Below are 19,076 nucleotides of genomic sequence, written 5' to 3' on the forward strand. Positions count from 1 at the left end.
TATTTTTAGTGATTATTTAAACTGTTTTTTTTGGTGTTGTCACGCAGTAGCAGTCGATAACCTTCTTTAAGGCTTTGCTTTACTTTGCTAACTTTTTTGGTCAGTAGGTTCTTTGCTGCATCGATACCAGCGCCCGCAATTTGGGTAGTGAGATCAAAACCTGTTATTCCAATACTTCCAGTGGCATCGGTGATACCACCTTTTACCGCATCATTCAGCATTGCTTCAGGCGCATTGATTCCCGCCATTCCGTCCCTTTGGTCGAATACGGTAATATTTACAGGAATGATTGAAGTACCTAAACGGATGTTTTTGATCTCCAAATTCAACCTTTGATTGCTGAAACTGGCGTGTCCGTAAATAAGATGACCTTTGGGTATAATCTGTCCGTTAATAATCAATGTATCTTGCAAGCGGAGTTCTACAACCGAACCTTGTTTAGCTTTTTGGCTAGTAGCTATAATCGCAGGTATAGCAGCAAATGTGCTATCTGGTTTCCCGTTGTCGGATTTTTTGAACAATGTTTTTGCAAGCTCAGGATTTTGCAGGGCAAGCAATTTATCCATCATAGAACCGAGCTGTGCCATTTCAGGATCATCATTTCCATTTTGTTGCATGTTCTTCATCAATGTTTCCAATCTGTCAACATCTTTGGTGATTGGCGTAGGGGTATTGCCTGCTAGGTTATTAGGTGTGTAACGCTGTGGAATAACATCTGGCGTAGCTAAAGCTTGGTTAATGGCCGTCAATTTCTCATTGATTTTTTGAGTCTGTGCATTTTCCCTAGGGTTAAGACCAAGGTTTTCTGCAGCTGTACTTAGACCTGCTGTATCATTGTGTACTGAATCCTGTCTAGCCATATCATAGTAGGCCATTTTATCGGCTGGTTGCTCCTTAGCCAGTTGTGCCTGGGGAAGTTGGGTGTTGATACCTGCAGATTTTACGCCTTCAATTTGCTCTGGTCGACCTCCGCCCAGCACATAGAACAGGACGGCAGACAGGATTGCCGCGACAGGAAATAAGACCAGCATCATGGTTTGCTGATTGACTCTTTGTTTTTTCTGTTGTGTCATTTGTAATTTTTTATGATTAATAATTAATAAAATGCTTGAATCAGCAGGAACATAGAGTAGCTTCCAAAAGCAGCACTGAATACGATCAATAATATCAGCCATGTTTTTGGTGATAGTAGTGCCGTTTTTTTGTTCAGGTAATCGGCTGTATGACGTTGTGCTTTTAATATTTTATCCGCAATTCTGCCTGCATGGTGTTCCTGCTGACTAGTTAAACTCTTGCTTTTCTTACTGAATAATCTCATGATTTCAAATTTTTAAGGTTTGTATCGGTGTTTACCAATGTCTCCCACCCGAGTATTAAAAAACCATGTGGGTTATTATCGGTCTGGGTATTAAGTACCCTAATATTTCCACGAGTAACCAATTTTCGAAGTACAGTTGAACTAGAGCGGATCAGTTTTTGGGTAGCGTAACAGGTAAATGTGTAGGGTGCTTCAGTTCCCAATTGAATGCTGTCTATCTCGATCTCTTGAGAAATATTAGCTGAAATCACGTTGTTGTAATAGCCAGCTTCCCGAAGATTATCATAAGCCTGTTTAGCTGAATTATCCGCCAAATACAAAGCTTTGGTAACACCTGCAGCAATCGATTTTTCATCAGGATCTAGGGTGAAGAAATATTTGTGAAAAGTCCTAATATGGTCGCGAAGCTCCACTGGCAAGTTCTGTTTTCTTTCAGAAGCGAAGGCTTCCAGTACTTTACCATTGTACAGGATCAGCATTCGATTATCTGCCTTTCGCATTTCATTGAAGCACAAGAAAGTGACGGTGCAAGTAAGCAAAAGACAAGTGATTAGAAAGGCAATGCTGAATCTTTTGATATGCTGAAAAGCAGTTTCAATATTTTTTAGTTGTGTAAACATAAGCTAGCTTTTAAGTTTGTCTTTGAAATAATCATTACTTGATGCCTCTGCCATCCCTTGTGATATATTGTTACGGCTGTTGTCGAATCGATCTGTAACCATCCCAGCCACTGATTTCCCTGCGGACATACTGGTGCTTGCACCACTGACCACCAATGAATTGACCTTTTGAAGCAGGGCATTTCCACCTCCTGCATGGACGATATAATTGGCAACATTCGGAACGGTGAAATAGCCCACAATGCCAATGCACATGAAAACCAGATATGCGCTATCAGTGGGACTTAAGAAGGTATCGCCAGCCTCACCGATTTGAGAAATATCTATTTTTAACATGTTTTCTTGAATTTTTCCAAGTATCGCTCCGAATATATTCGCTACAGGAAGCCACATAAATATGTTGATGTAGCGGGCGAGCCAGACAGTGAGGGTATGCTGAAAACCATCAAATACTGCAAAACCAAATACCAATGGGCCAAGTATGGCCAAAACAATCAAATAAAAGGTACGGATGGTATTAATACAGAGGGCGGCAGCAGCAAACAAAACCTGTAAAATCTCGCTCATCCATTGCTTAATATTATTGCGAAAATTGTACGACATGCGATCCATCTGAAATTTGATGTCATTTCCCAAACCCTCGAACATGCCTTCCTCGGTACGTTCAGGGTCTTTAGGGTGAGTGTAACGATACCAGCGATCATCATCACCGTTACCACTTTCACCCACATACATCTGCCATTGTTTGCTCTGTTTAACTGCGGCTTCTTTCTGTTTCAGCAAGGCAGATATCGCTTTATCGCTGTTTTTTACCATATTGCCTGTTGATGAAACCACTGGTTGCAATACTCCGTTAAGTACGCCAATTACCATCGGGAAAAGTACGATTGCAAGTCCGAGCGCAAATGGTCGTAATAGCGGATAGAAATCAACTGGTTCAGCATTAGCAATATGCCGCCATACTCGACTAGCGATATACCATAACGCCCCAAAGCCAGCTAGACCCCGTGCTACACCGATAAGCTGACCACAAAGTGGTAGCATCTCACGGTAAACGTTATCCAGTACAGGCTGTAGCCCTTTGATATTTTGCGTGATACCCTGCGCCAGCAAAATATTAGGCAAAAGCATAGCTAAGACTGTTAGAAATACAGTCATTAAAAATGTTGTTTTCATAAATTTAATTGGGTTTAAAATAATTACCTAAACCATTGATTTCAATTTTTTCATGCTGCCGCTGGACGTGCAGGATACTGGTCTTTCGGTTGAAATCCCGCAGGAAAATGAGCTTATCCTCTGTATCGGCAAAAATTTCATCAATAGCTTGCATCCGTTCATCATCACTCATACGCAATTTATTCGCAGTGATTACCATTGCTAATTGGTCGAGATTATCCAAGCTTTCATCAAAGAGTTTACTGTAAACTTTGGACAGGTAATTAAGTTCGGAAACATTGAAAGTGCCGCCAGCTGCAAAGCGTTTGAAAGCCGATTTATACTCCAAAACTAGATCCTCTTGATAGCGAATAATTTCGGTGACCTTATAATACTTTCTGACTTCAGGACTAACTAACCAAAGGCCGTTCAAGAAAATATCATGCAGTGAAAAATTGCCCTGGGCAATTTTTTTTACGGAATTATAACCAGTAGTAACGATGGTGTATCCCTTTTTCATATCCCTTAGGATGTTCTTCAGCTGTGATAGTTTTTCCACGTTCAAGGTCAACTGTTGTACTTCGGTACTTTGTCCAAAGGAATATTGCAAACCCAAAATAAACAGCAAACAGGTCAATAACATCATTTTAATTGATTTCATAGTACCTCCTTAAATTCTCTATGGCACGTTGCTCCATTTCTTTTTGGCGGATCATAAGTGCTGCATCACCGCAGAACGATTGGGTAAAACTTGATTTGTCAAGCATTCTTTCATAGATAGCGTTCAGTCGCTTTAGCCGCTCATCATCTTTCATTTCCAATTTGCCCGAAGTGATGACCAATAGCAGTTCCTCTAGATCGGTATAACATTCACTAATTACTCCATCTGCTAATCTGGAAATATAGGATAGCTGGTCTCCGCTAAAGCCTTTATGGTTTTTGATTGTGCGAAAGGCTTTAATGATACTGATTTGTGCCTCTATAATTTCAACCACCCTGACATCATTTCGTACTGTCGGACTGACTTTTTTAAGCCCTGAGATAAATGTATTATGCAAGCCAAATTCACCACTTGTTATATCCCTAACAGTTTGTAGTCTAGAACCAACAATCTCATAGCCTTTTTTTGCATATCCTATGTAAACTTGTAGTGCCGCAATTTGTTGAAGTAGATATTTTTTCTGTGTTTTTTTCTGCGAAAACCATTCTGCAAAAGTCTGGGCACTAGCAGGGGCTATACTTGTAAACATGAATACCGGAACCATTAACACAAATAGTGCATTTTTAATTAATTTCATAAACCTCCTTTAGCTGTTTGGTTTCTAAAATGGACTTTGACCGTTGAATTGAAAGCACAATGTTCTGATCGTTAAAGGCTCTCAGGTCAGAAAAATTCTGCTCAATCTTTATTGCCGCTTCGTTAATGAGTTCCAGTCGTTTGGCATCGCTCATTTGCGTTTTAAACGAACTGATGACAACAAACACCTGGTCTAGATTTTTCATACTTTCCTTTAAGATGCCTTTGTAAATTTCTTCCATGTGCAGCAATTCGCTTGCGCTGAAATGCTTATCCTTCTTAAATAGTCCCGATGCCCAGTTATATTCCTGAACAATGGCAGTCTGTGTGCCCACTAAATCTCGAACACGTTTGTATGTACTAATCACTGATTTTACCCGCACCATTTCATCATAATAGCCGGAGTATAGTTTTCTTTGGCGATCAGTCCATTCGGAGATTTCACCAAGCTTTAGTTTGCTGAGCTGGTTCTCGATCACTTTCTGCGCATTTTGCAGCCAGATGGTTTGATTTTGAAGCCGTTGAACTTTAAGATCAATGGCTTTGACCACTTTTTTGATGCCTGCCTTGATTACTTCGGCAATGGCCAGCTGCGCATTTACCCCTGTGGGCAATGCGGTCAGCAGGACGGTTGCACTCAATGGCAATACCACCATATAGGTCTTTATTATTTTACTCATATGCTTTAATAAGTTCATATTTCTGTTATTTAATCCTTTGGTATTTGCGCTTGCTTACGGTCATAATGCCTTTTTCAATATCAAAAGTGATGAGTTTACCATTACGGCGCTCGGTCATTATCGCTGTCTGAGGATCATAAACCGCAGTCCACTCTTCAGTCTCATACTGTGGTTTTCTAGTATTACCTTTATCATCAATCAGGCTAAATCGAGTTTTACGATGGATGTTGTAATTCTCACCATTCACTTGCTTCACGATCAGTGTATCATAAGCAACACTAGCCTCGCTTCCTGCACTGTTCACATAAATTCCTGAAAAGCTTGGTGCTAAGCGGCTGCAACCATTGAATGCTATAAGGAGGACTACAGCAAACGCAAATAATAAATTGTTTTTCGATTGATTTTTGATTATTGTTTCCATAATTGATATTGTTTTAATAGTTAAAAAATCTTTCTTCCATTGAGAAGCTCCGCCGCAAGTACGGCGATGCCACGGGCAACGGAGCCGTACTTCGCGGCATATTCCTGTACCTTTTGCTTTTCAAGTTCTTCGGTGGTGTAGGCCAAATATTCAATCAAGCTAACTTCTGTTCGATAGACTTTTGAATGTCCCCCCAGAGAGATAAAAACCTCTTTATATTTAAGCTTGGGATCATTTGCCTTATTCATTGAAAGGATAAGTGACTTGTCATGATCGGTCAGTCCCAGCAGTTCCTGCACGGTATCAAATTTGTTCTGGTATTTGCTTTGGTCTAAAAGGATCTTACAGTCTGAATTATTGATGATGGCCTGTTTGACAATTGGCGAAGAAATAATATCCTCTATTTCCTGCGTAACTACAATCGGTTCTCCAAAGAATTTTCTAAAGGTTTTATAGGCATATTGGATGTATTCGGCCATGCCACCTTTGGATATGCTTTTCCATACCTCTTCGAGCAACAAAATTTTGCGTACTCCTTTAAGCTTGCGTAGCTTGGCAATGAACATTTCCATAATAATCAGTGTGACCACAGGAAATAAAATTGGATGTGACTTAATCGTATCAATTTCAAATACGATAAAGCGTTCATTTAAAAGATCGATGTTTGTAGTGGCGTTCAGCAGGAAGTCAAACTCACCACCCTTGTAATAAGGATTAAGCACATATAAAAAGTTGTCAACATTGAAATCTTTAGGATTTACTTTTCCATTTTCCAAAACCTCTAAATATTCCTGCATCAGAAAATCATAAAAGGAATTGAAACATGGGAAAATTGACGGATGCCCTGACAGATGCTCATAATATAAGGTCAACGCATTACTTATCGCCACATATTCAGCTCTAGTATAGCTTTCGTTCTCATTCTTCCAAAGTGCTAAAAGCAAAGTCTTTATACTCTCTTTCTTTTCGGTATCCAGTACATCATCCTCGCCAATATAAAAAGGATTAAAACAAATTGGATTTTCCTCACTATAGGTAAAATAATAACCACCTACCAACTCGCAAAGTCCTTTATAACTGTGCCCAATATCCACTATGACTACGTGCGCATCCTGCTCATAGTAAGAACGTACCAGATGATTAGTGAAGAAGCTTTTGCCACTTCCACTTGGCCCGATAATGAACTTATTTCGATTTGTTGTCCAGCCCAATCTACGTGGCTCGTCTGATATATCCACGTGGATTGGAACCCCTGATTGGCGGTCACCGAGCCTGATACCAAATGGCGACAGGGAACTGCGGTAGTTGGTTTCCATATTCAGAAAACAGCAAGCCTGCTCAGCAAAAGTGTCAAAGGTATCGTTCATGGGAAAATCACCTTCGTTACCAGGCATACAGGCAAACCATACCTGTGGTGCTCCGTCAGTTTCCTGTTTGCACGCTGCATCCATTTTTGCCATTGCCGAACCGACCCTGTTTTTCAGCTCACCAAGTTCAGCAGGGTTATCTGTCCAACAGAGTACGTTGAAATGAGCTTTCACTGGCAGCTTCTGTGTAGCAATCGCTTCGTTCAGAAAATCATTGCAGGCATCACGTGACACCGCATTTTCCCTTGAATAGGCAGATAAAGATTGCAGACGCAGTTTCTTAGCTTCCAGTTTTTTGATTGTCTTTTGTGGGTCGCCAGTAAAGATCAATTGGTTATAGACATGGTTACAGTCCAAAAATAAGCCTAAAGGGGAAGCAAAGCCAATACTGTACTTGGTTCTATCGGTGGAATGGGAATCGTAATCGATGCGGGTACCACAAAATGGGGGCAAATCTTCCGCATCCGAAAGTGTATACAGCTGGCAATGTTTATCACCAATACGAATTTCATCTTTTAAATGCACATCCCGAATAATTGGTTGTTGACCTTTGCCTAGCAGAAACAGGTATTTTTCTATAATACCCGGATGGTTTGCAGTGCCTGCCAGTTCGTCATCGCCTAACCTCGTTAAACAAAATAGACCACTATCTGACAGAATACGCTGAAAAGAACCGCAGGCCGACTGGAAGTTTTTGATAGCCAATTCATCTTTGCGTTTCACAGGTGCAATTGATTTTCGAAGAATATTGCTGTAGACTGATGAAGATAGTTTTCGGTTTAGTGGTAATAAGGTCAGAAATAGATAACACTCATGGTCTAAATAGGGGCGCTCGTTAAAGTGTTTCTCAGATGCAAAGGCCAATAGACTATCCGATGCCTTTTCAAAATCAGGCTTAACAGTTGCTTTAAAAAAATAATCTGCCTTATGGAACACTACGCCAGCGGGCAACACCTTGATTGCTTTTACGAATGCCTGTTGTGCGGTATCAAAATGGGTACTTGCCATTGTGCCTGTTTCTGGTAGATCCACTCTAAAACAGATGGTAAGGTCACCTGACATGGATATTAGGCAATCGTGTTCCACTTTCCATATAGGTAGTATTTTTCCGATATCAATCATGAGGAACCTGCCTTCCTAAATTGGTATGCACTATTCGCAAACCTGTAAATACTTTTCTGGATTTGAATTTTAGATATTTAGGCAATCCGCGTTTTGCAATAAACTTACCAAGACCATATACTCCGTATTTTTTGGACAAGTGGCTAACGGTAATAAAGAGTCCTAAGCCCAGTGCCAATACCATTGGCAGAAGTACAAAAAGTGTTAGCCCTGAAATGTAGCAGATGGTAAAGCCAATTAACAATGCAACAAGCCCGATGGCTAGCCATGCAATGTATTGCCCCTGTAATCCCTTAAAAATGATGGGTTTGCCGATACCTTTATTGATTTGATAGATTAAACTCATAATAGTAGATTTTTTGTTTAAAAAACAGGTTGACGGAACAGCGGTGCCATTCTTGAGCAGGCTTTACCGTCCGCCAGCCTGTTTTCTTAATTCACGTTATATTCCAAAGAAGGATTGCAAAACGGTGGCTACCACTACCAAAAAGATGCAGGAACCAAACCATGCAGCTGCCACTTTGCTCGTATCAGGCTCACCTGCATTCCATTTTTGAAAAACTTTAACAGCGCCAATCACGCCCAGAACTGCACCGATGGCATACATGAGGTTACAGCCAGCATCAAAGTAGCTCTTAACTTTATTGGTCGCTTCGTTTATCCCAGCTACGCCATCCTGTGCCCAAACAATGGAGCTGTATAATATATTACAGCAGAGTACAACCATTAGTATTAGCAGGAATTTTCCGAAGATGACACGGCGTTTACTTAATCCGCTGCCATTGAATTTGAATTGATTTTTAGTCATTAAATAATTTGAAAAGATGAATGAATGAGTTAATTGTCTTTAAATGGGGTTTATCTAATTCCATAGACCTTCCAACTCATCGGCTGATAGGTGGAAAGGCACATGCTCACGGATAAACTGATTTAGCTCACTAGTGGCTGGATAATTGATAATTTGAGGATATTTGACTTTAACCATTTCAAACATGGCAAAGAAATCCTCTTTGTTTCCGTCCTTCTTCTCTAATATTGCGCAAATAGCTTTTATCTCCTGCAGCACATCTGGAACCAAGCCAAGCTGATGCGATTTATCAGCGACGTTGACGGTGTCAGTTTTGTCCGCAAAACTAAAGTCTGCTGCTTCGACTACCTGTACACCAGGCTCCAAAGTTGGTTGACCAATTAAGCTATCACTTTGGCTTAGTTCATCAACCTGATGTTGCCATCTGTGCGGTAGGGGTGTCGAAGAATTTTCAGCATCTAGTGAGCTTTTTCCCTTTCTGCGGTAGTATAACCAAATACCGACATACCAGATGATCCCGAGAACCAGTGTGGCAAGTATGAAATGTTGCCACGAAAAAGATTTTAAAATCATAATTTTTTGCTTTTGTCTTGCCGCTACATTACGACAGGAATTACAAAAGCAAAGTTTCAAAGGATGCGGATTGCGATATCTCTAGTAGAGAACTATACTAATTAACCTATTCATTATCAATTAAATCGATGTTTGTCTTTTTCATCATCTGGATGAAAAGCATCATCATCGTCCATGTAATTTAGTAGACCAGTTTTACAGAAATCGATAAAACGAGTACGGCTTAAGCGCTTTCTCCGTTTAATCTCCCGAAAACGATTGGCGGGAATACCAACCTCAACACCGAAACTTGCTTCCAGCCAATTAAAGATTTCCTGCAAACCGGTTTTCCCTGAACCCAATTGGCCAGATAGCCAAATCGCATAACCAAGTTCTACCAGATTAATGATCTCACCAGTCCAATCCAAACTTTTTTTAGGGCTGGTGATTGCGGAAAATTCTGGATTATGCTGATCAAGCTTCAACAACTCGGTCAATAGATATTCTTGTAATTTTTCATAAGCGATAAATAACGAAAAAAGATAATCACCAGGTGTTGATATAGTCTTATCCAATTCGGGAATATCCTGCAAATAAGGTAGGGTTACTTCAGCACCCCTGATAAATAATACTTCATCTAGATCTGTGTAACCCATACGGTAATAGTCATACAAAAAACGATGATCACGGAACCAGTTGTCAAGCTCCTTTAATTTTTCTAAGTAGCAAGATTTTCTCAGTTCTGGAACGGCAACAGGCAAGCTGCACTGGAATTTAAACAGTAGGGTATAATAAATCTTGATAGCCATGTAATCTGGCCTCTCAAACTTGTGATAGTAGATCTCATCAAATTTATCCTTGAATGGAATCTTTCGCACATGATCGTTCAACTCCTTGTGGAAAGCTGCGATTAGACCAATCACTTCATTAAACTTTTCAATCAGGTTTAGCTCATGGCCACTAATCAGTTTTAACCTGTTTTTAAGGTCTCGGAATAGAATTTTAAATGTGTTTTTACGCATGGTTAGGAATAATTAAATAAATCCGCCCTGCCTGTTAACTGGCAATAATTAAGTCACATTGGGAAAGGAATTAGTAAAATTTATTTTCATAGGCCTATGGATATTTGGTTAAAATTGATTTTCATTTTTTAGAAATATCTGGGACAAATGTGTGTCATAAACGCTAAAATCGACTACATAAAACAGTGCATTTCATATACATTTTTAAAAGTATTCTTTGAAAAAGTAGGTTCAGGCCGTATAAAGAGCGATTACTCTTTGAAAATAATGGCGACAAAAAATTTGTATTTAAAAATATTTTCAGTATTGACGTATGTTCGTACGTCAATACTTATTCCAATATGTGGCAGTTTCGGGGATGGATTGGAAAGAGGAGACAAAACTAAAATTCGGACAGCATCTTTTGGTGCTGCTTCAGGATTATGGTATTCGTAATAACACCAAGCCATCGTTGAGACAACTTGCCAATCGGGCAGGTTTGGAGTACAGTCAGGTTCAACGCATTTCTACAGGACAGGTCGACCTAGCGTTGACCACTATAGTTTCCTTGGCTGTCGGCTTGGATCTTGATCCCAAAGATTTATTAGATTTTAACCTAAATATGGCTGAACTAAAATAGCGCAATCCCAAACAGCCGCTCATTATATTACTTTTCAGGAAGCTGATTCTAGTTCCAGTTTGCGCATAAGCTCAAGTCTGCTACTGACATCGGCTTTGTCGTGGATATTTTGTACATGCCGAGATACTGTGGAGGTCGCAATGAAAAGTTTCTCTCCAATTTCCTGTTTGCTATATCCCTGACGAATTAATCGTAATACTTCAATTTCGCGAGTAGAAAACCCATAATTGTTAATATTAGTTTCAAAAACTTCTTCTGAAATTATTCTTACATCCAGTTTTTTTAGCTCTTCAATTTGTATTCTTGAACGTTTCACCGAATGAGCTATAAAAATTACAGTAATCAATATAAAACCTAAATTGGTTGTTAAAACTTCAATCCATTGTGTTACATGAAAATAAGCAAAGGCTGTCATAAAAACCCAGGGTAATACTGCACAGTAAACTGCAAATACTTCAGTCTTGGTTGCCATAAAACCATCCGGAGATTCCTTCACATGAAATTTTATCGCTCTTAATATTGCCCACAGAATTACAATTGAATAAATAAAAGGAATAACTAATCCGAAGGCTATTGCCTTATCCATATCCCTTGTAAAAGCATAGTATATTACAAAGAATACGATGTATGGGAGAATTAAAAAAAGTGGAACGCCATAAATGGCATGGAAACGTAATAATCTTAATTGAAAAGCTTTGTAAAAATAAAATGGAAAATAGGAAGCCATTAAAAAGCCGCTACCATAAGCTATGATATTTTGCAAACTTAATGGAATACAGTTTATATCTGGATCGGGGAAAAGTCCGCCTGTAATGTTGTATATCAAGAGTAAAAGAAGAAGAATCAAATACAAAAAACGTGGTTTATCAGTTGGCTTGTTAAGATAATAACCTAATTGTATTCCAAACATTACTAATTCAAGTATTACAAAAATTAATGTAACAATGTGCATCTCTGAATTAAATACAAGCATAGGCTTCCTTTGTTATTTCAACACATTACGTTTTAGAAAATATAAGCTATAGGTAAATTCAAGCTGATCATAAATTTGAAAGCCAAATCGATTATACCAAGATAGATTTTTGACCGTAGAGGTTTCTAGGTAAATAGGTAAATTCTTTTTTTTAGAATCTAAGATTAATTCTTGTAAAAGTTTGCTTCCTATACCCAAATGCTGCGATGAAGGATTTACGCCAAGAAACCATAGGTAGGTCATAGGTTCCTTAGGTTGTATTTTTTTTATATTTTGCTCCCGCGAAATAGCCTTACCGATATTTAGGAGTCCAATACACCTAAATAGTAGGTAGATATCCAGCATAATAGATTTAAGAGTTGTTTTCCTTTTATCGGGATATAAAACAAGTGCGCATGCTAAACCATCTTCAGACATATAGACATCTCCAAATAGGTAACATATTTCAAAGGAATACTCCATTAGCGCTTTAATCCTTTTTGATTTTCCATTATTAGCACCTGCTATGTAATTTACACTTAGATTTGATTCAAAAGATTCGATTAAAATACTTACGACGAGTTCCTTTTTATCGTGCCCGACTTTTATCATAGAGATTAAATATTTGGTTTCTGATGCACGCAAAAAACAAAAAATGCGGCTAAAATAAATAATCATAACGGGCAGTCATGGATTTTAGTATTTCAGAAAATGACAATGAACGCTATAACTCCTACAAAAGGCTACAATGAAACAGTTTGATCTTGATCCTTTTTTTTAATTAAAGGTTTCTTGTTAACTCGTTTTGGTGTTGATTTTCTTGGTGTGCTTGGTTTGATGTTTCTTTTTTTATCTTTCTCTGCTTTTGCATTTTTGTCTTCTTCGATTTTTTCCAGTTTTTTTAGTTCATCTGCAACAATAGTCGCCACATCTTTTTTTATTCTATTGTAATTCTCTTGCATATCCATCGGTGTTATTTTTCTAATATCTGGTAAAGGCATGTAAGCGGCTTCCTCCTGGGCAATTGCATCATGATTATTCTGAATCTCGCCATGAAACATTTTTAGGCTAATTTTCTCATTGGGACTATCAGCTACAATCCCTACAAACTCCCCTGATGATAGCGTAGCAATCTTAGATGCAGGAATAGCAGATTCCATTTGTGTAGATTTAGAAATAGATGTATCGCTACTGTTTATACTTACGCTTTCCCTGTTCTGCATGATTTTACCAAAGGTTTCCGATAGCTTTTTAGCACTGTTGCCAGTAACCTGACCACTAATAATATTACCAGATATTCCAGCTATAATCTCTGCAAATTCAGTACCGTACTCTTTTTTTACCTGTTCAATAGATTGGATACCCATTGTACAGGAAACCAGATTGCTTCTTCCAGTACTGATCGTCGATACAATTCCAGTAGCGACTAGAGTAGGAAACTCATCAAAGATCAGACTGCATTTTAACTTGTCTTTCTTGTTTACCAGTTTCAATAACCTGCTAACGTATAAGGATAGAACTGCACCGTAAGTTTCTGTTTTTTGTGGATTATTGCCCATACAAACGATTTTGGGTGCTTTAGGGTCATTAATGTCCAAAGTAAAATCATTACCAGAAAGTACATAGTAAAGTTGTGGCGATGAGAGCCTAGCCAGTCCAATCTTTGCACTTGCAATCTGACCTTCTAATTGTGCTTTCGCTCCCTGTTGCCATGCCGAAATAAATGGATTGATCAAAACCCTTATTTCAGGTTCGGTTTCTAAAATCGCAAACAGGTGATCGTATTCGGTCATCATTAGTTCTATCACATGAGGTAGGGTACAATATTTGCCATCCTGATATTTGCGTAAATACCAGATGACCGCCGTTAAGAAGTTGATTGGACTTTCTACAAAGAAGTCACCACTTTTTTTAAGCCATTCCTTGTTCAGCCCTAGCATAATAGTGCGACTGGCTTCTGTAGCATCCGTAATGTCAGTCATATCTTGGGGATCAATCGGGTTACAGCGGTGTTTGGGGTTTTCCAGGTCAATGACATAGAACTTCGGCTTTACCTTAAAATTTCCTTGATATTTAAGGAGCTTATTAAGGGCCATTTTGGTTAGGTCGTCAAATTTAAAATCGTATAAAAACATAGAAAAACCCTTTCGTAGATGCTGATCTATAATATGTCTGATTACAAAATAGGTTTTACCAGCTCCGGCAGATCCAGATACTAAAATACTTCTGTAGGGATTTACACAATTGATCCAGCCATCCCGTATTTTTCCCTTTAATTTGTATTTGGTCGGTAAGTTTATCGAATGTTCATTTTCCAACAGCCGCTCTTCCTGTGGAAAAGTTTCATTTTCGGTATTAAAAACATCCTTGTTTAGATTGAGCTTAAGCATCCTTGATAGCCTTGTGCCGCCTGTTAAAATTAACAAATAGCCTATTACGGTGAGCCCGATGTACAAACCAGCCATTACACGGTAACCTGTATGCAGGTAAAGCACTAGAAAGGCTATACTATAGGTAAGTAGTCCGCTGGCAAGGTAGGCAACAATAGCTTGCCGATTGACCTTTTCATCCTTTTTGCCTTTGGCACCAATAAGGGAAACTAATAAGAATAATAGGGCTGCAAACTTGGGTTTGAGCAGACCATTGAACCAACTAATCTTTGTTAAGTTTGCGAGTATGCGGTCTGTAATATCAATTGTAAGGCCCCAGTGCCAGAATGCGCCGTAACAGGTGAGGTAAAAATGTATCGCCAATATAAAAATACTGATTAGGCGACTAAAATCGATGATCTTGCGTAGTCCTTGTGTATCTTCTCCGGTATTCATAATGATTGTTTTTTAATGTTATTGGTATGTGTTTTATAAAGTGAGCTGCTGATTTTGCTCGATTTTTTCTCCTTTTTTGCGTTTTTTTCTTCTTTTAGGTATGGCTATGCCACTTTCAGATTGTGATTTGGCCAATGCGATGCCCAAGAAATTTGTAGGTTCAGGAACTTTTAAATAGTTTTTGGATGGATTATCCTGCCGAGGCTGAGAAACTGGTTTTGTGGTTTCCAGTTTTTGTGAGTTCAATTCCGCTTTTTCAAACCGCTCAGACAAGGCTTTTGCACTATAAGCTTTGCCCAGGTCACTGCCATTAAATACGGTTTTATTTTGGTGGTCTATAAAGGTTACTCCATAAAGCAGCCCTTGGTCGCTTGTTCGGAATGTTATACTGATGTTTGATTTTGCTAGTTCTTTTGTTAGCAATTCCTTGCTGAAATTCCCGTATTTGAAAAATAGTTTGTCCATTTCGTTTTTAAGCGATGCTTTAAAAGGCTTGCGTTTTTCTATGTTCCGTTTGTAGTGTTTATCCAATTCATCCATAGTAGGTTTACAATAAATCTGGCTGGCTTTTACTGGGATTCCAATTGATTTGCCATTATCATCCATTATAGAATAAATTAATCCTCTTTTATCGAACATCTGTGTATGCTCTGCACCACGGTCTGCTTTGATATTGAAATGTTCCAGTATGGTTTTATATTCTGCAAATGTTGCATAACGGTATTGGCGCATAACGCCAGTAACGATATTGCTGATGGCTTGTTTTGTAGGTTTTGCTCCATATATAGCAGGTCTTACTCCTTTTCCCTGTTGCATTTCTCGTCCTTCAGCTTTAAGTAGTCCATATTTCTTTTCCAGTTCTTTTCTCGCAGGTTCGGATAACTTATATCCGATACCGTGAATATCTATTCGTTCGCCGTTCCGCTGGATATTGGTGGTGGCAATATGGATGTGCGGATGATTGGCATCATAATGCCTATATACCAAAAATGGCTGGTCGCCGAATCCGATACGCTCCATGTAATCAGCGGCAATCTGTTGTAATTTCTGACTGTCTAGTTTGTCGGAAGAAGCGAAATTAAGGGAAATATGAAGTGCGTTTGTCTTGATGGCTGCATTCAGCATGGTCAGGTGCTCAAATCTTTTTAACTTTTGTACCAAGTTCATCTTTTCAATATCACCTGCAAAGCCACTAGCCAGTATAAGTGTAGCTTCGCCAAGCTCTACTTTATCCTCGTTGTAATGCAGAATGCCTCTGATACTTTTTCCGCTTTCTATTTTGGCAACCATTTTTCTGCAAGTTTGGCTACGATAATTAGCAATTGGTCAACCTTGTTATCTACACCTTTATACAATGTAGCTGTCTTACTAAAGTAGAATGCTCTTTCATTGGAATTTTCACTGATATGGAAATGATGGGTCTGTTGGTTGATGTTAATGCCGATTGCTTTCAATTCTTTTCTGATCAATGCCAACTCTTCCATTGGCCCGTTTAAAGACGCTTCTCTGTGAAATACGTTAATGCGCTCACCTGATAGAATCTTTCTTGCCATTTCGCAAATGCTACGGCAATCTGTTTGTTTTTGTAGCTTGGTCAAACGCTCATAAACTGCATCATTAACACGCACTCTGATCAGGTGTCGAAATTGTTCTTGCTCTGCTTTTTTAGGTCTTGACATTGGCGCTTATTTAAAAGTTTTAAGGCATCACGAGTTCCGAGTGAATGCCCCAGCCGTAAGGATGGCAAGATGTTTTTGTCTACAAAAATCCATCTTGCTGCGAACCCACGTTTGCCAAAAAGCTACCCTCGAAGCTGCTATTGAACCTCGGATTTTGGTGAAATGAAAGATTTTGTTATCGTCTAATGTGATGTTGTAGTCTGCTGGACATTTTGCAAGGTTCGGAGTTCCTCCAGCGGTATCGATGTCCGTAACAATTGCCGAATTTTCTGCCTCGGTTCTGCCTTAGCCTTTTTAAATTTCATGTAAGGATTGCCTTTATACTTGCGGCCTTTGACATTGGGTGTTCCGATCTTGCGGTTGTTGATAGTCCGTTCTTCCAGTGCTTCTAAATGTTGTTCTTTCATGGCTTAAATTTTTGTTGGGTCAAAAATGAAAAGTCTGTAAAGGGGCAGTACTCTAGTAGGGAGAAATAATGGGGTAAAGTGGAATTGCTAAAAAAGTTAGAAATATTCCATAACTTCCCCGTGGATTACTAAACCACATTAATAGACTACTGGATGAATACACAGTTTGATTTGTTTAGGCTAAATTGCCTGTTAAATGATAGAGAGGCTAATGATTTAAAAAAAATCACTACGTCTTTAGTATGTGAATTTCTCTATGAAAACAACAATGAGGAAAAAAACAAAGCAGAAATTATTAAATATTTGATAGGTATTCTAAAAGTAAGTTTGGATTTTGATTTACTAGATAGCCTTTTGTCGAACAATAAATACTTTGAACTTACGCCTGGCCAAAATGATATTTTAATAAAACTTACACCAAGCAAGTATTCTGAAATAAATTCTAAAATCAAGGATCACTCCATTGACACCTACATAGAGAAATTTTTAAAAGAAAATTCATTAGAAGAAAAACATCTGGAGACTATTAAGGCAATATTGTATTCGTCAGTTTATGATAATATAAACTCGTTCGCAACCGACAATCTTCTCTCAATATTATCAGCCGGTGCACACGAAAAATTTCAGCCTAATGAAATTGAAATATTTAATCAATTTTTGGAATACAATGACCATGAAAAAAACACTGCTCTTTATAATGTTTTCCTAAAAGCTGTTGAGTTTGCATTAATAACCTCTGGGAGAGGCGTAAGTAAACTAACTAAGGATATTTTTAAAGACAAAATCTATGTTTTAGACACAAATGTTATTTTTCGAATCTTAGGTGTTGGTGGCGAAGAAAGGAGAGAATGTTGTGAAAATCTTATAAAGATTTGCTTTAATGACGGTGTGAAATTTGGGTACACATCTCATACCTTTAATGAGTTGAGGAGAAAACTTGAGCAGATTGTTCATGTTTTTACACGAGCTGAATCAAATAACCAAATCCAGGTTATAGCTGACCTAATAGAGGAGGGTGCAGATATGTTTAACCAAGATTTCATAGTTCATTATTCCCAGCTAAGATCGGCTAAAACAGTTAATAATCCTTCTCAATATGAATTGAAGATTCTAACAGACTTTAATGTTTTGTGTAAGAAAATGAACATTGCACTTATAAATGGTCAAGTTAATTTTGAGCAAAAGGCAGTAAACAAATTCGCACAGGAGCTATTTAAAAAGAAAAAAAAGATAAGAAATAAATATTCCAATTTAGCAGCTCAAGTCGACGCCTACAATATTTTGTACGTGCGAAACAAGAGAGGGGCTAATAATTATAATTATTCAGATGTTAAATCTTTTTATTTATCGACGGATAAAAGTCTTAATAATATTCTAAATGAAATATCGGAGGTTAAGGTCCCAGAAACAATCATGCCATCTCAACTTTTTTTGATCCACCATTCATTTAATGAGGTTGATCAGGAAGTTGATTATGAACTATTTCTCAAATTTTTAAAGAGAAGAACTTCTGAGTTTAAATATAATGGTAAAGATATTTTGAACTACATTTCACAAGTCAGGATGAAAACTCAAAATCCTGAATATCTCAGCGAGGTACTTAGGACATATGCTAATCAAAGATACAAGTTTTCTAATCAACTGACTATAAATAAAAACGAGGAGGTTCTCACCTTTAACCAATTCTCAGAAACGTTTTTCGATGCATGGCGAGAAAACAATATTGACAAATTGGACGCTTATGAAGATATTACGTCACGAGCTGAAAAAAGTATTAGGAAAGCTGTTGTTTCAACGCAGATAATTATAAGATGCCTTGATATTTTGGTTATTCTACTGATTGCTGCTGGAGCACTAATTTTTAAGCAATTTTTCAAAGATCTTCGAGTTTTGGTAGGTATTATTTTGATGTTAGAGGTTATAAAATTTGTATTTACGACTAAGACGCCAATATTGAAAAATATATGGAAGGCGCTTTTATTATGGCGTATAAAATCTACGATGTATTATAAGGTATCTCGTGATGACAGATATTTAGACCTTGCAGGTCGATATTATGATAGTGTTGGTGGGGATGTTTACAAGCCTCTTATTTCCACTTTTACTATTACTCAAAAGACTGACTAAGTGTATTTCGTCAAATAGACTCTAGTAGTACTCTCGTAATTAGTTCGCTTTATTTAAGGAGATTTAAAATGCACTACTAGAGTTAGTGTATTTTGATAATTGAAT

Annotated in this window: 21 protein-coding genes; 2 read left to right on the forward strand and 19 right to left on the reverse strand. The window is 38.1% G+C overall.

Annotation, left to right across the window (positions count from 1 at the left end):
* Positions 1-5 precede the first annotated feature (5 nt).
* The 13 genes from traM to BLR53_RS06910 form a co-directional block, all read right to left on the reverse strand.
* A complete protein-coding gene (traM, locus tag BLR53_RS06850) occupies positions 6-1,073 on the reverse strand; it encodes a conjugative transposon protein TraM (protein WP_074588300.1) in 1,068 nt (355 codons plus the stop codon).
* A gap of 23 nt (positions 1,074-1,096) precedes the next feature.
* Positions 1,097-1,318, reverse strand: coding sequence for a hypothetical protein (locus BLR53_RS06855; protein ID WP_074588303.1), 222 nt, complete (start codon positions 1,316-1,318; stop codon positions 1,097-1,099).
* Entirely contained in the window at positions 1,315-1,938 is a 624-nt protein-coding gene (gene traK, locus BLR53_RS06860; RefSeq protein ID WP_074588305.1) for a conjugative transposon protein TraK, read from the reverse strand. The genes BLR53_RS06855 and traK overlap by 4 nt, the downstream gene beginning before the upstream one ends.
* A 3-nt stretch (positions 1,939-1,941) precedes the next feature.
* A complete protein-coding gene (gene traJ, locus BLR53_RS06865; protein ID WP_083332029.1) occupies positions 1,942-3,114 on the reverse strand; it encodes a conjugative transposon protein TraJ in 1,173 nt (390 codons plus the stop codon).
* 4 nt (positions 3,115-3,118) lie between these two features.
* Positions 3,119-3,754, reverse strand: a complete 636-nt coding sequence (locus tag BLR53_RS06870; RefSeq protein WP_074588307.1) for a hypothetical protein — start codon at positions 3,752-3,754, stop codon at positions 3,119-3,121.
* Positions 3,741-4,391, reverse strand: coding sequence for a hypothetical protein (locus BLR53_RS06875; protein ID WP_074588310.1), 651 nt, complete (start codon positions 4,389-4,391; stop codon positions 3,741-3,743). Before BLR53_RS06875 ends, BLR53_RS06870 begins: the two co-directional genes overlap by 14 nt.
* Positions 4,378-5,088: a conjugal transfer protein TraI gene (locus tag BLR53_RS06880; protein WP_143007839.1), complete on the reverse strand. Its 711-nt coding sequence runs from the start codon at positions 5,086-5,088 to the stop codon at positions 4,378-4,380. Before BLR53_RS06880 ends, BLR53_RS06875 begins: the two co-directional genes overlap by 14 nt.
* 7 nt (positions 5,089-5,095) lie before the next feature.
* On the reverse strand, positions 5,096-5,491 hold the full coding sequence (locus BLR53_RS06885; RefSeq protein ID WP_074588315.1) for a hypothetical protein: 396 nt from the start codon (positions 5,489-5,491) through the stop codon (positions 5,096-5,098).
* Positions 5,492-5,511: 20 nt separating this feature from the next.
* Positions 5,512-7,980, reverse strand: a complete 2,469-nt coding sequence (locus BLR53_RS06890; protein ID WP_074588317.1) for a TraG family conjugative transposon ATPase — start codon at positions 7,978-7,980, stop codon at positions 5,512-5,514.
* Positions 7,973-8,326: a DUF4133 domain-containing protein gene (locus BLR53_RS06895; protein ID WP_074588319.1), complete on the reverse strand. Its 354-nt coding sequence runs from the start codon at positions 8,324-8,326 to the stop codon at positions 7,973-7,975. Before BLR53_RS06895 ends, BLR53_RS06890 begins: the two co-directional genes overlap by 8 nt.
* A 96-nt stretch (positions 8,327-8,422) precedes the next feature.
* A complete protein-coding gene (locus BLR53_RS06900) occupies positions 8,423-8,788 on the reverse strand; it encodes a DUF4134 domain-containing protein (RefSeq protein ID WP_074588321.1) in 366 nt (121 codons plus the stop codon).
* A gap of 54 nt (positions 8,789-8,842) precedes the next feature.
* Positions 8,843-9,361, reverse strand: a complete 519-nt coding sequence (locus tag BLR53_RS06905) for a hypothetical protein (protein ID WP_143007840.1) — start codon at positions 9,359-9,361, stop codon at positions 8,843-8,845.
* A gap of 116 nt (positions 9,362-9,477) precedes the next feature.
* A complete protein-coding gene (locus tag BLR53_RS06910) occupies positions 9,478-10,362 on the reverse strand; it encodes an RteC domain-containing protein (protein ID WP_074588325.1) in 885 nt (294 codons plus the stop codon).
* Between the two features lie 313 nt (positions 10,363-10,675).
* On the opposite strand from BLR53_RS06910, the gene BLR53_RS06915 reads away from it, so the two are divergent.
* Positions 10,676-10,981, forward strand: a complete 306-nt coding sequence (locus tag BLR53_RS06915) for a helix-turn-helix domain-containing protein (protein WP_074588327.1) — start codon at positions 10,676-10,678, stop codon at positions 10,979-10,981.
* A 34-nt stretch (positions 10,982-11,015) separates the two neighbouring features.
* On the opposite strand, the gene BLR53_RS06920 is transcribed toward BLR53_RS06915, so the two are convergent.
* From BLR53_RS06920 to BLR53_RS06945, 6 genes are all read right to left on the reverse strand, one after another.
* A complete protein-coding gene (locus tag BLR53_RS06920) occupies positions 11,016-11,954 on the reverse strand; it encodes a helix-turn-helix domain-containing protein (RefSeq protein WP_074588329.1) in 939 nt (312 codons plus the stop codon).
* Between the two features lie 12 nt (positions 11,955-11,966).
* The gene (locus BLR53_RS06925) at positions 11,967-12,611 is read right to left on the reverse strand and encodes a GNAT family N-acetyltransferase (protein WP_244889461.1); all 645 of its coding nucleotides are present in this window, start codon (positions 12,609-12,611) and stop codon (positions 11,967-11,969) included.
* Positions 12,612-12,676: 65 nt separating this feature from the next.
* The gene (gene mobC / locus BLR53_RS06930; RefSeq protein WP_074588339.1) at positions 12,677-14,758 is read right to left on the reverse strand and encodes a conjugal transfer protein MobC; all 2,082 of its coding nucleotides are present in this window, start codon (positions 14,756-14,758) and stop codon (positions 12,677-12,679) included.
* A gap of 33 nt (positions 14,759-14,791) precedes the next feature.
* Positions 14,792-16,048, reverse strand: coding sequence for a relaxase/mobilization nuclease domain-containing protein (locus BLR53_RS06935; protein WP_074588342.1), 1,257 nt, complete (start codon positions 16,046-16,048; stop codon positions 14,792-14,794).
* Positions 16,033-16,437, reverse strand: coding sequence for a mobilization protein (locus BLR53_RS06940; RefSeq protein WP_074588347.1), 405 nt, complete (start codon positions 16,435-16,437; stop codon positions 16,033-16,035). Before BLR53_RS06940 ends, BLR53_RS06935 begins: the two co-directional genes overlap by 16 nt.
* A gap of 182 nt (positions 16,438-16,619) precedes the next feature.
* Positions 16,620-16,844 carry a hypothetical protein gene (locus BLR53_RS06945; RefSeq protein WP_074588352.1) on the reverse strand — a complete coding sequence of 75 codons (225 nt, stop codon included), beginning with the start codon at positions 16,842-16,844 and terminating at the stop codon, positions 16,620-16,622.
* 153 nt (positions 16,845-16,997) lie between these two features.
* On the opposite strand from BLR53_RS06945, the gene BLR53_RS06950 reads away from it, so the two are divergent.
* A complete protein-coding gene (locus BLR53_RS06950) occupies positions 16,998-18,971 on the forward strand; it encodes a hypothetical protein (RefSeq protein WP_074588357.1) in 1,974 nt (657 codons plus the stop codon).
* Positions 18,972-19,076 lie beyond the last annotated feature (105 nt).

The organism is Pedobacter antarcticus (genome assembly GCF_900103515.1).
In the GTDB taxonomy this organism is placed as follows: Bacteria; Bacteroidota; Bacteroidia; order Sphingobacteriales; family Sphingobacteriaceae; genus Pedobacter; species Pedobacter antarcticus.

Bases quoted from the DNA above. Each gene is read 5' to 3' on its own strand.
- BLR53_RS06940 (WP_074588347.1), bottom strand. From the start codon at position 16,437: ATGTCAAGACCTAAAAAAGCAGAGCAAGAACAATTTCGACACCTGATC.
- traJ (WP_083332029.1), bottom strand. From the start codon at position 3,114: ATGAAAACAACATTTTTAATGACTGTATTTCTAACAGTCTTAGCTATG.
- BLR53_RS06945 (WP_074588352.1), bottom strand. From the start codon at position 16,844: ATGAAAGAACAACATTTAGAAGCACTGGAAGAACGGACTATCAACAAC.
- BLR53_RS06935 (WP_074588342.1), bottom strand. From the start codon at position 16,048: ATGGTTGCCAAAATAGAAAGCGGAAAAAGTATCAGAGGCATTCTGCAT.
- BLR53_RS06950 (WP_074588357.1), top strand. From the start codon at position 16,998: ATGAATACACAGTTTGATTTGTTTAGGCTAAATTGCCTGTTAAATGAT.
- BLR53_RS06910 (WP_074588325.1), bottom strand. From the start codon at position 10,362: ATGCGTAAAAACACATTTAAAATTCTATTCCGAGACCTTAAAAACAGG.
- BLR53_RS06925 (WP_244889461.1), bottom strand. From the start codon at position 12,611: ATGATTATTTATTTTAGCCGCATTTTTTGTTTTTTGCGTGCATCAGAA.
- BLR53_RS06905 (WP_143007840.1), bottom strand. From the start codon at position 9,361: ATGATTTTAAAATCTTTTTCGTGGCAACATTTCATACTTGCCACACTG.
- mobC (WP_074588339.1), bottom strand. From the start codon at position 14,758: ATGAATACCGGAGAAGATACACAAGGACTACGCAAGATCATCGATTTT.
- BLR53_RS06885 (WP_074588315.1), bottom strand. From the start codon at position 5,491: ATGGAAACAATAATCAAAAATCAATCGAAAAACAATTTATTATTTGCG.
- traK (WP_074588305.1), bottom strand. From the start codon at position 1,938: ATGTTTACACAACTAAAAAATATTGAAACTGCTTTTCAGCATATCAAA.
- BLR53_RS06855 (WP_074588303.1), bottom strand. From the start codon at position 1,318: ATGAGATTATTCAGTAAGAAAAGCAAGAGTTTAACTAGTCAGCAGGAA.
- BLR53_RS06875 (WP_074588310.1), bottom strand. From the start codon at position 4,391: ATGAAATTAATTAAAAATGCACTATTTGTGTTAATGGTTCCGGTATTC.
- traM (WP_074588300.1), bottom strand. From the start codon at position 1,073: ATGACACAACAGAAAAAACAAAGAGTCAATCAGCAAACCATGATGCTG.
- BLR53_RS06880 (WP_143007839.1), bottom strand. From the start codon at position 5,088: ATGAACTTATTAAAGCATATGAGTAAAATAATAAAGACCTATATGGTG.
- BLR53_RS06915 (WP_074588327.1), top strand. From the start codon at position 10,676: ATGTTCGTACGTCAATACTTATTCCAATATGTGGCAGTTTCGGGGATG.
- BLR53_RS06900 (WP_074588321.1), bottom strand. From the start codon at position 8,788: ATGACTAAAAATCAATTCAAATTCAATGGCAGCGGATTAAGTAAACGC.
- BLR53_RS06895 (WP_074588319.1), bottom strand. From the start codon at position 8,326: ATGAGTTTAATCTATCAAATCAATAAAGGTATCGGCAAACCCATCATT.
- BLR53_RS06870 (WP_074588307.1), bottom strand. From the start codon at position 3,754: ATGAAATCAATTAAAATGATGTTATTGACCTGTTTGCTGTTTATTTTG.
- BLR53_RS06920 (WP_074588329.1), bottom strand. From the start codon at position 11,954: ATGCTTGTATTTAATTCAGAGATGCACATTGTTACATTAATTTTTGTA.
- BLR53_RS06890 (WP_074588317.1), bottom strand. From the start codon at position 7,980: ATGATTGATATCGGAAAAATACTACCTATATGGAAAGTGGAACACGAT.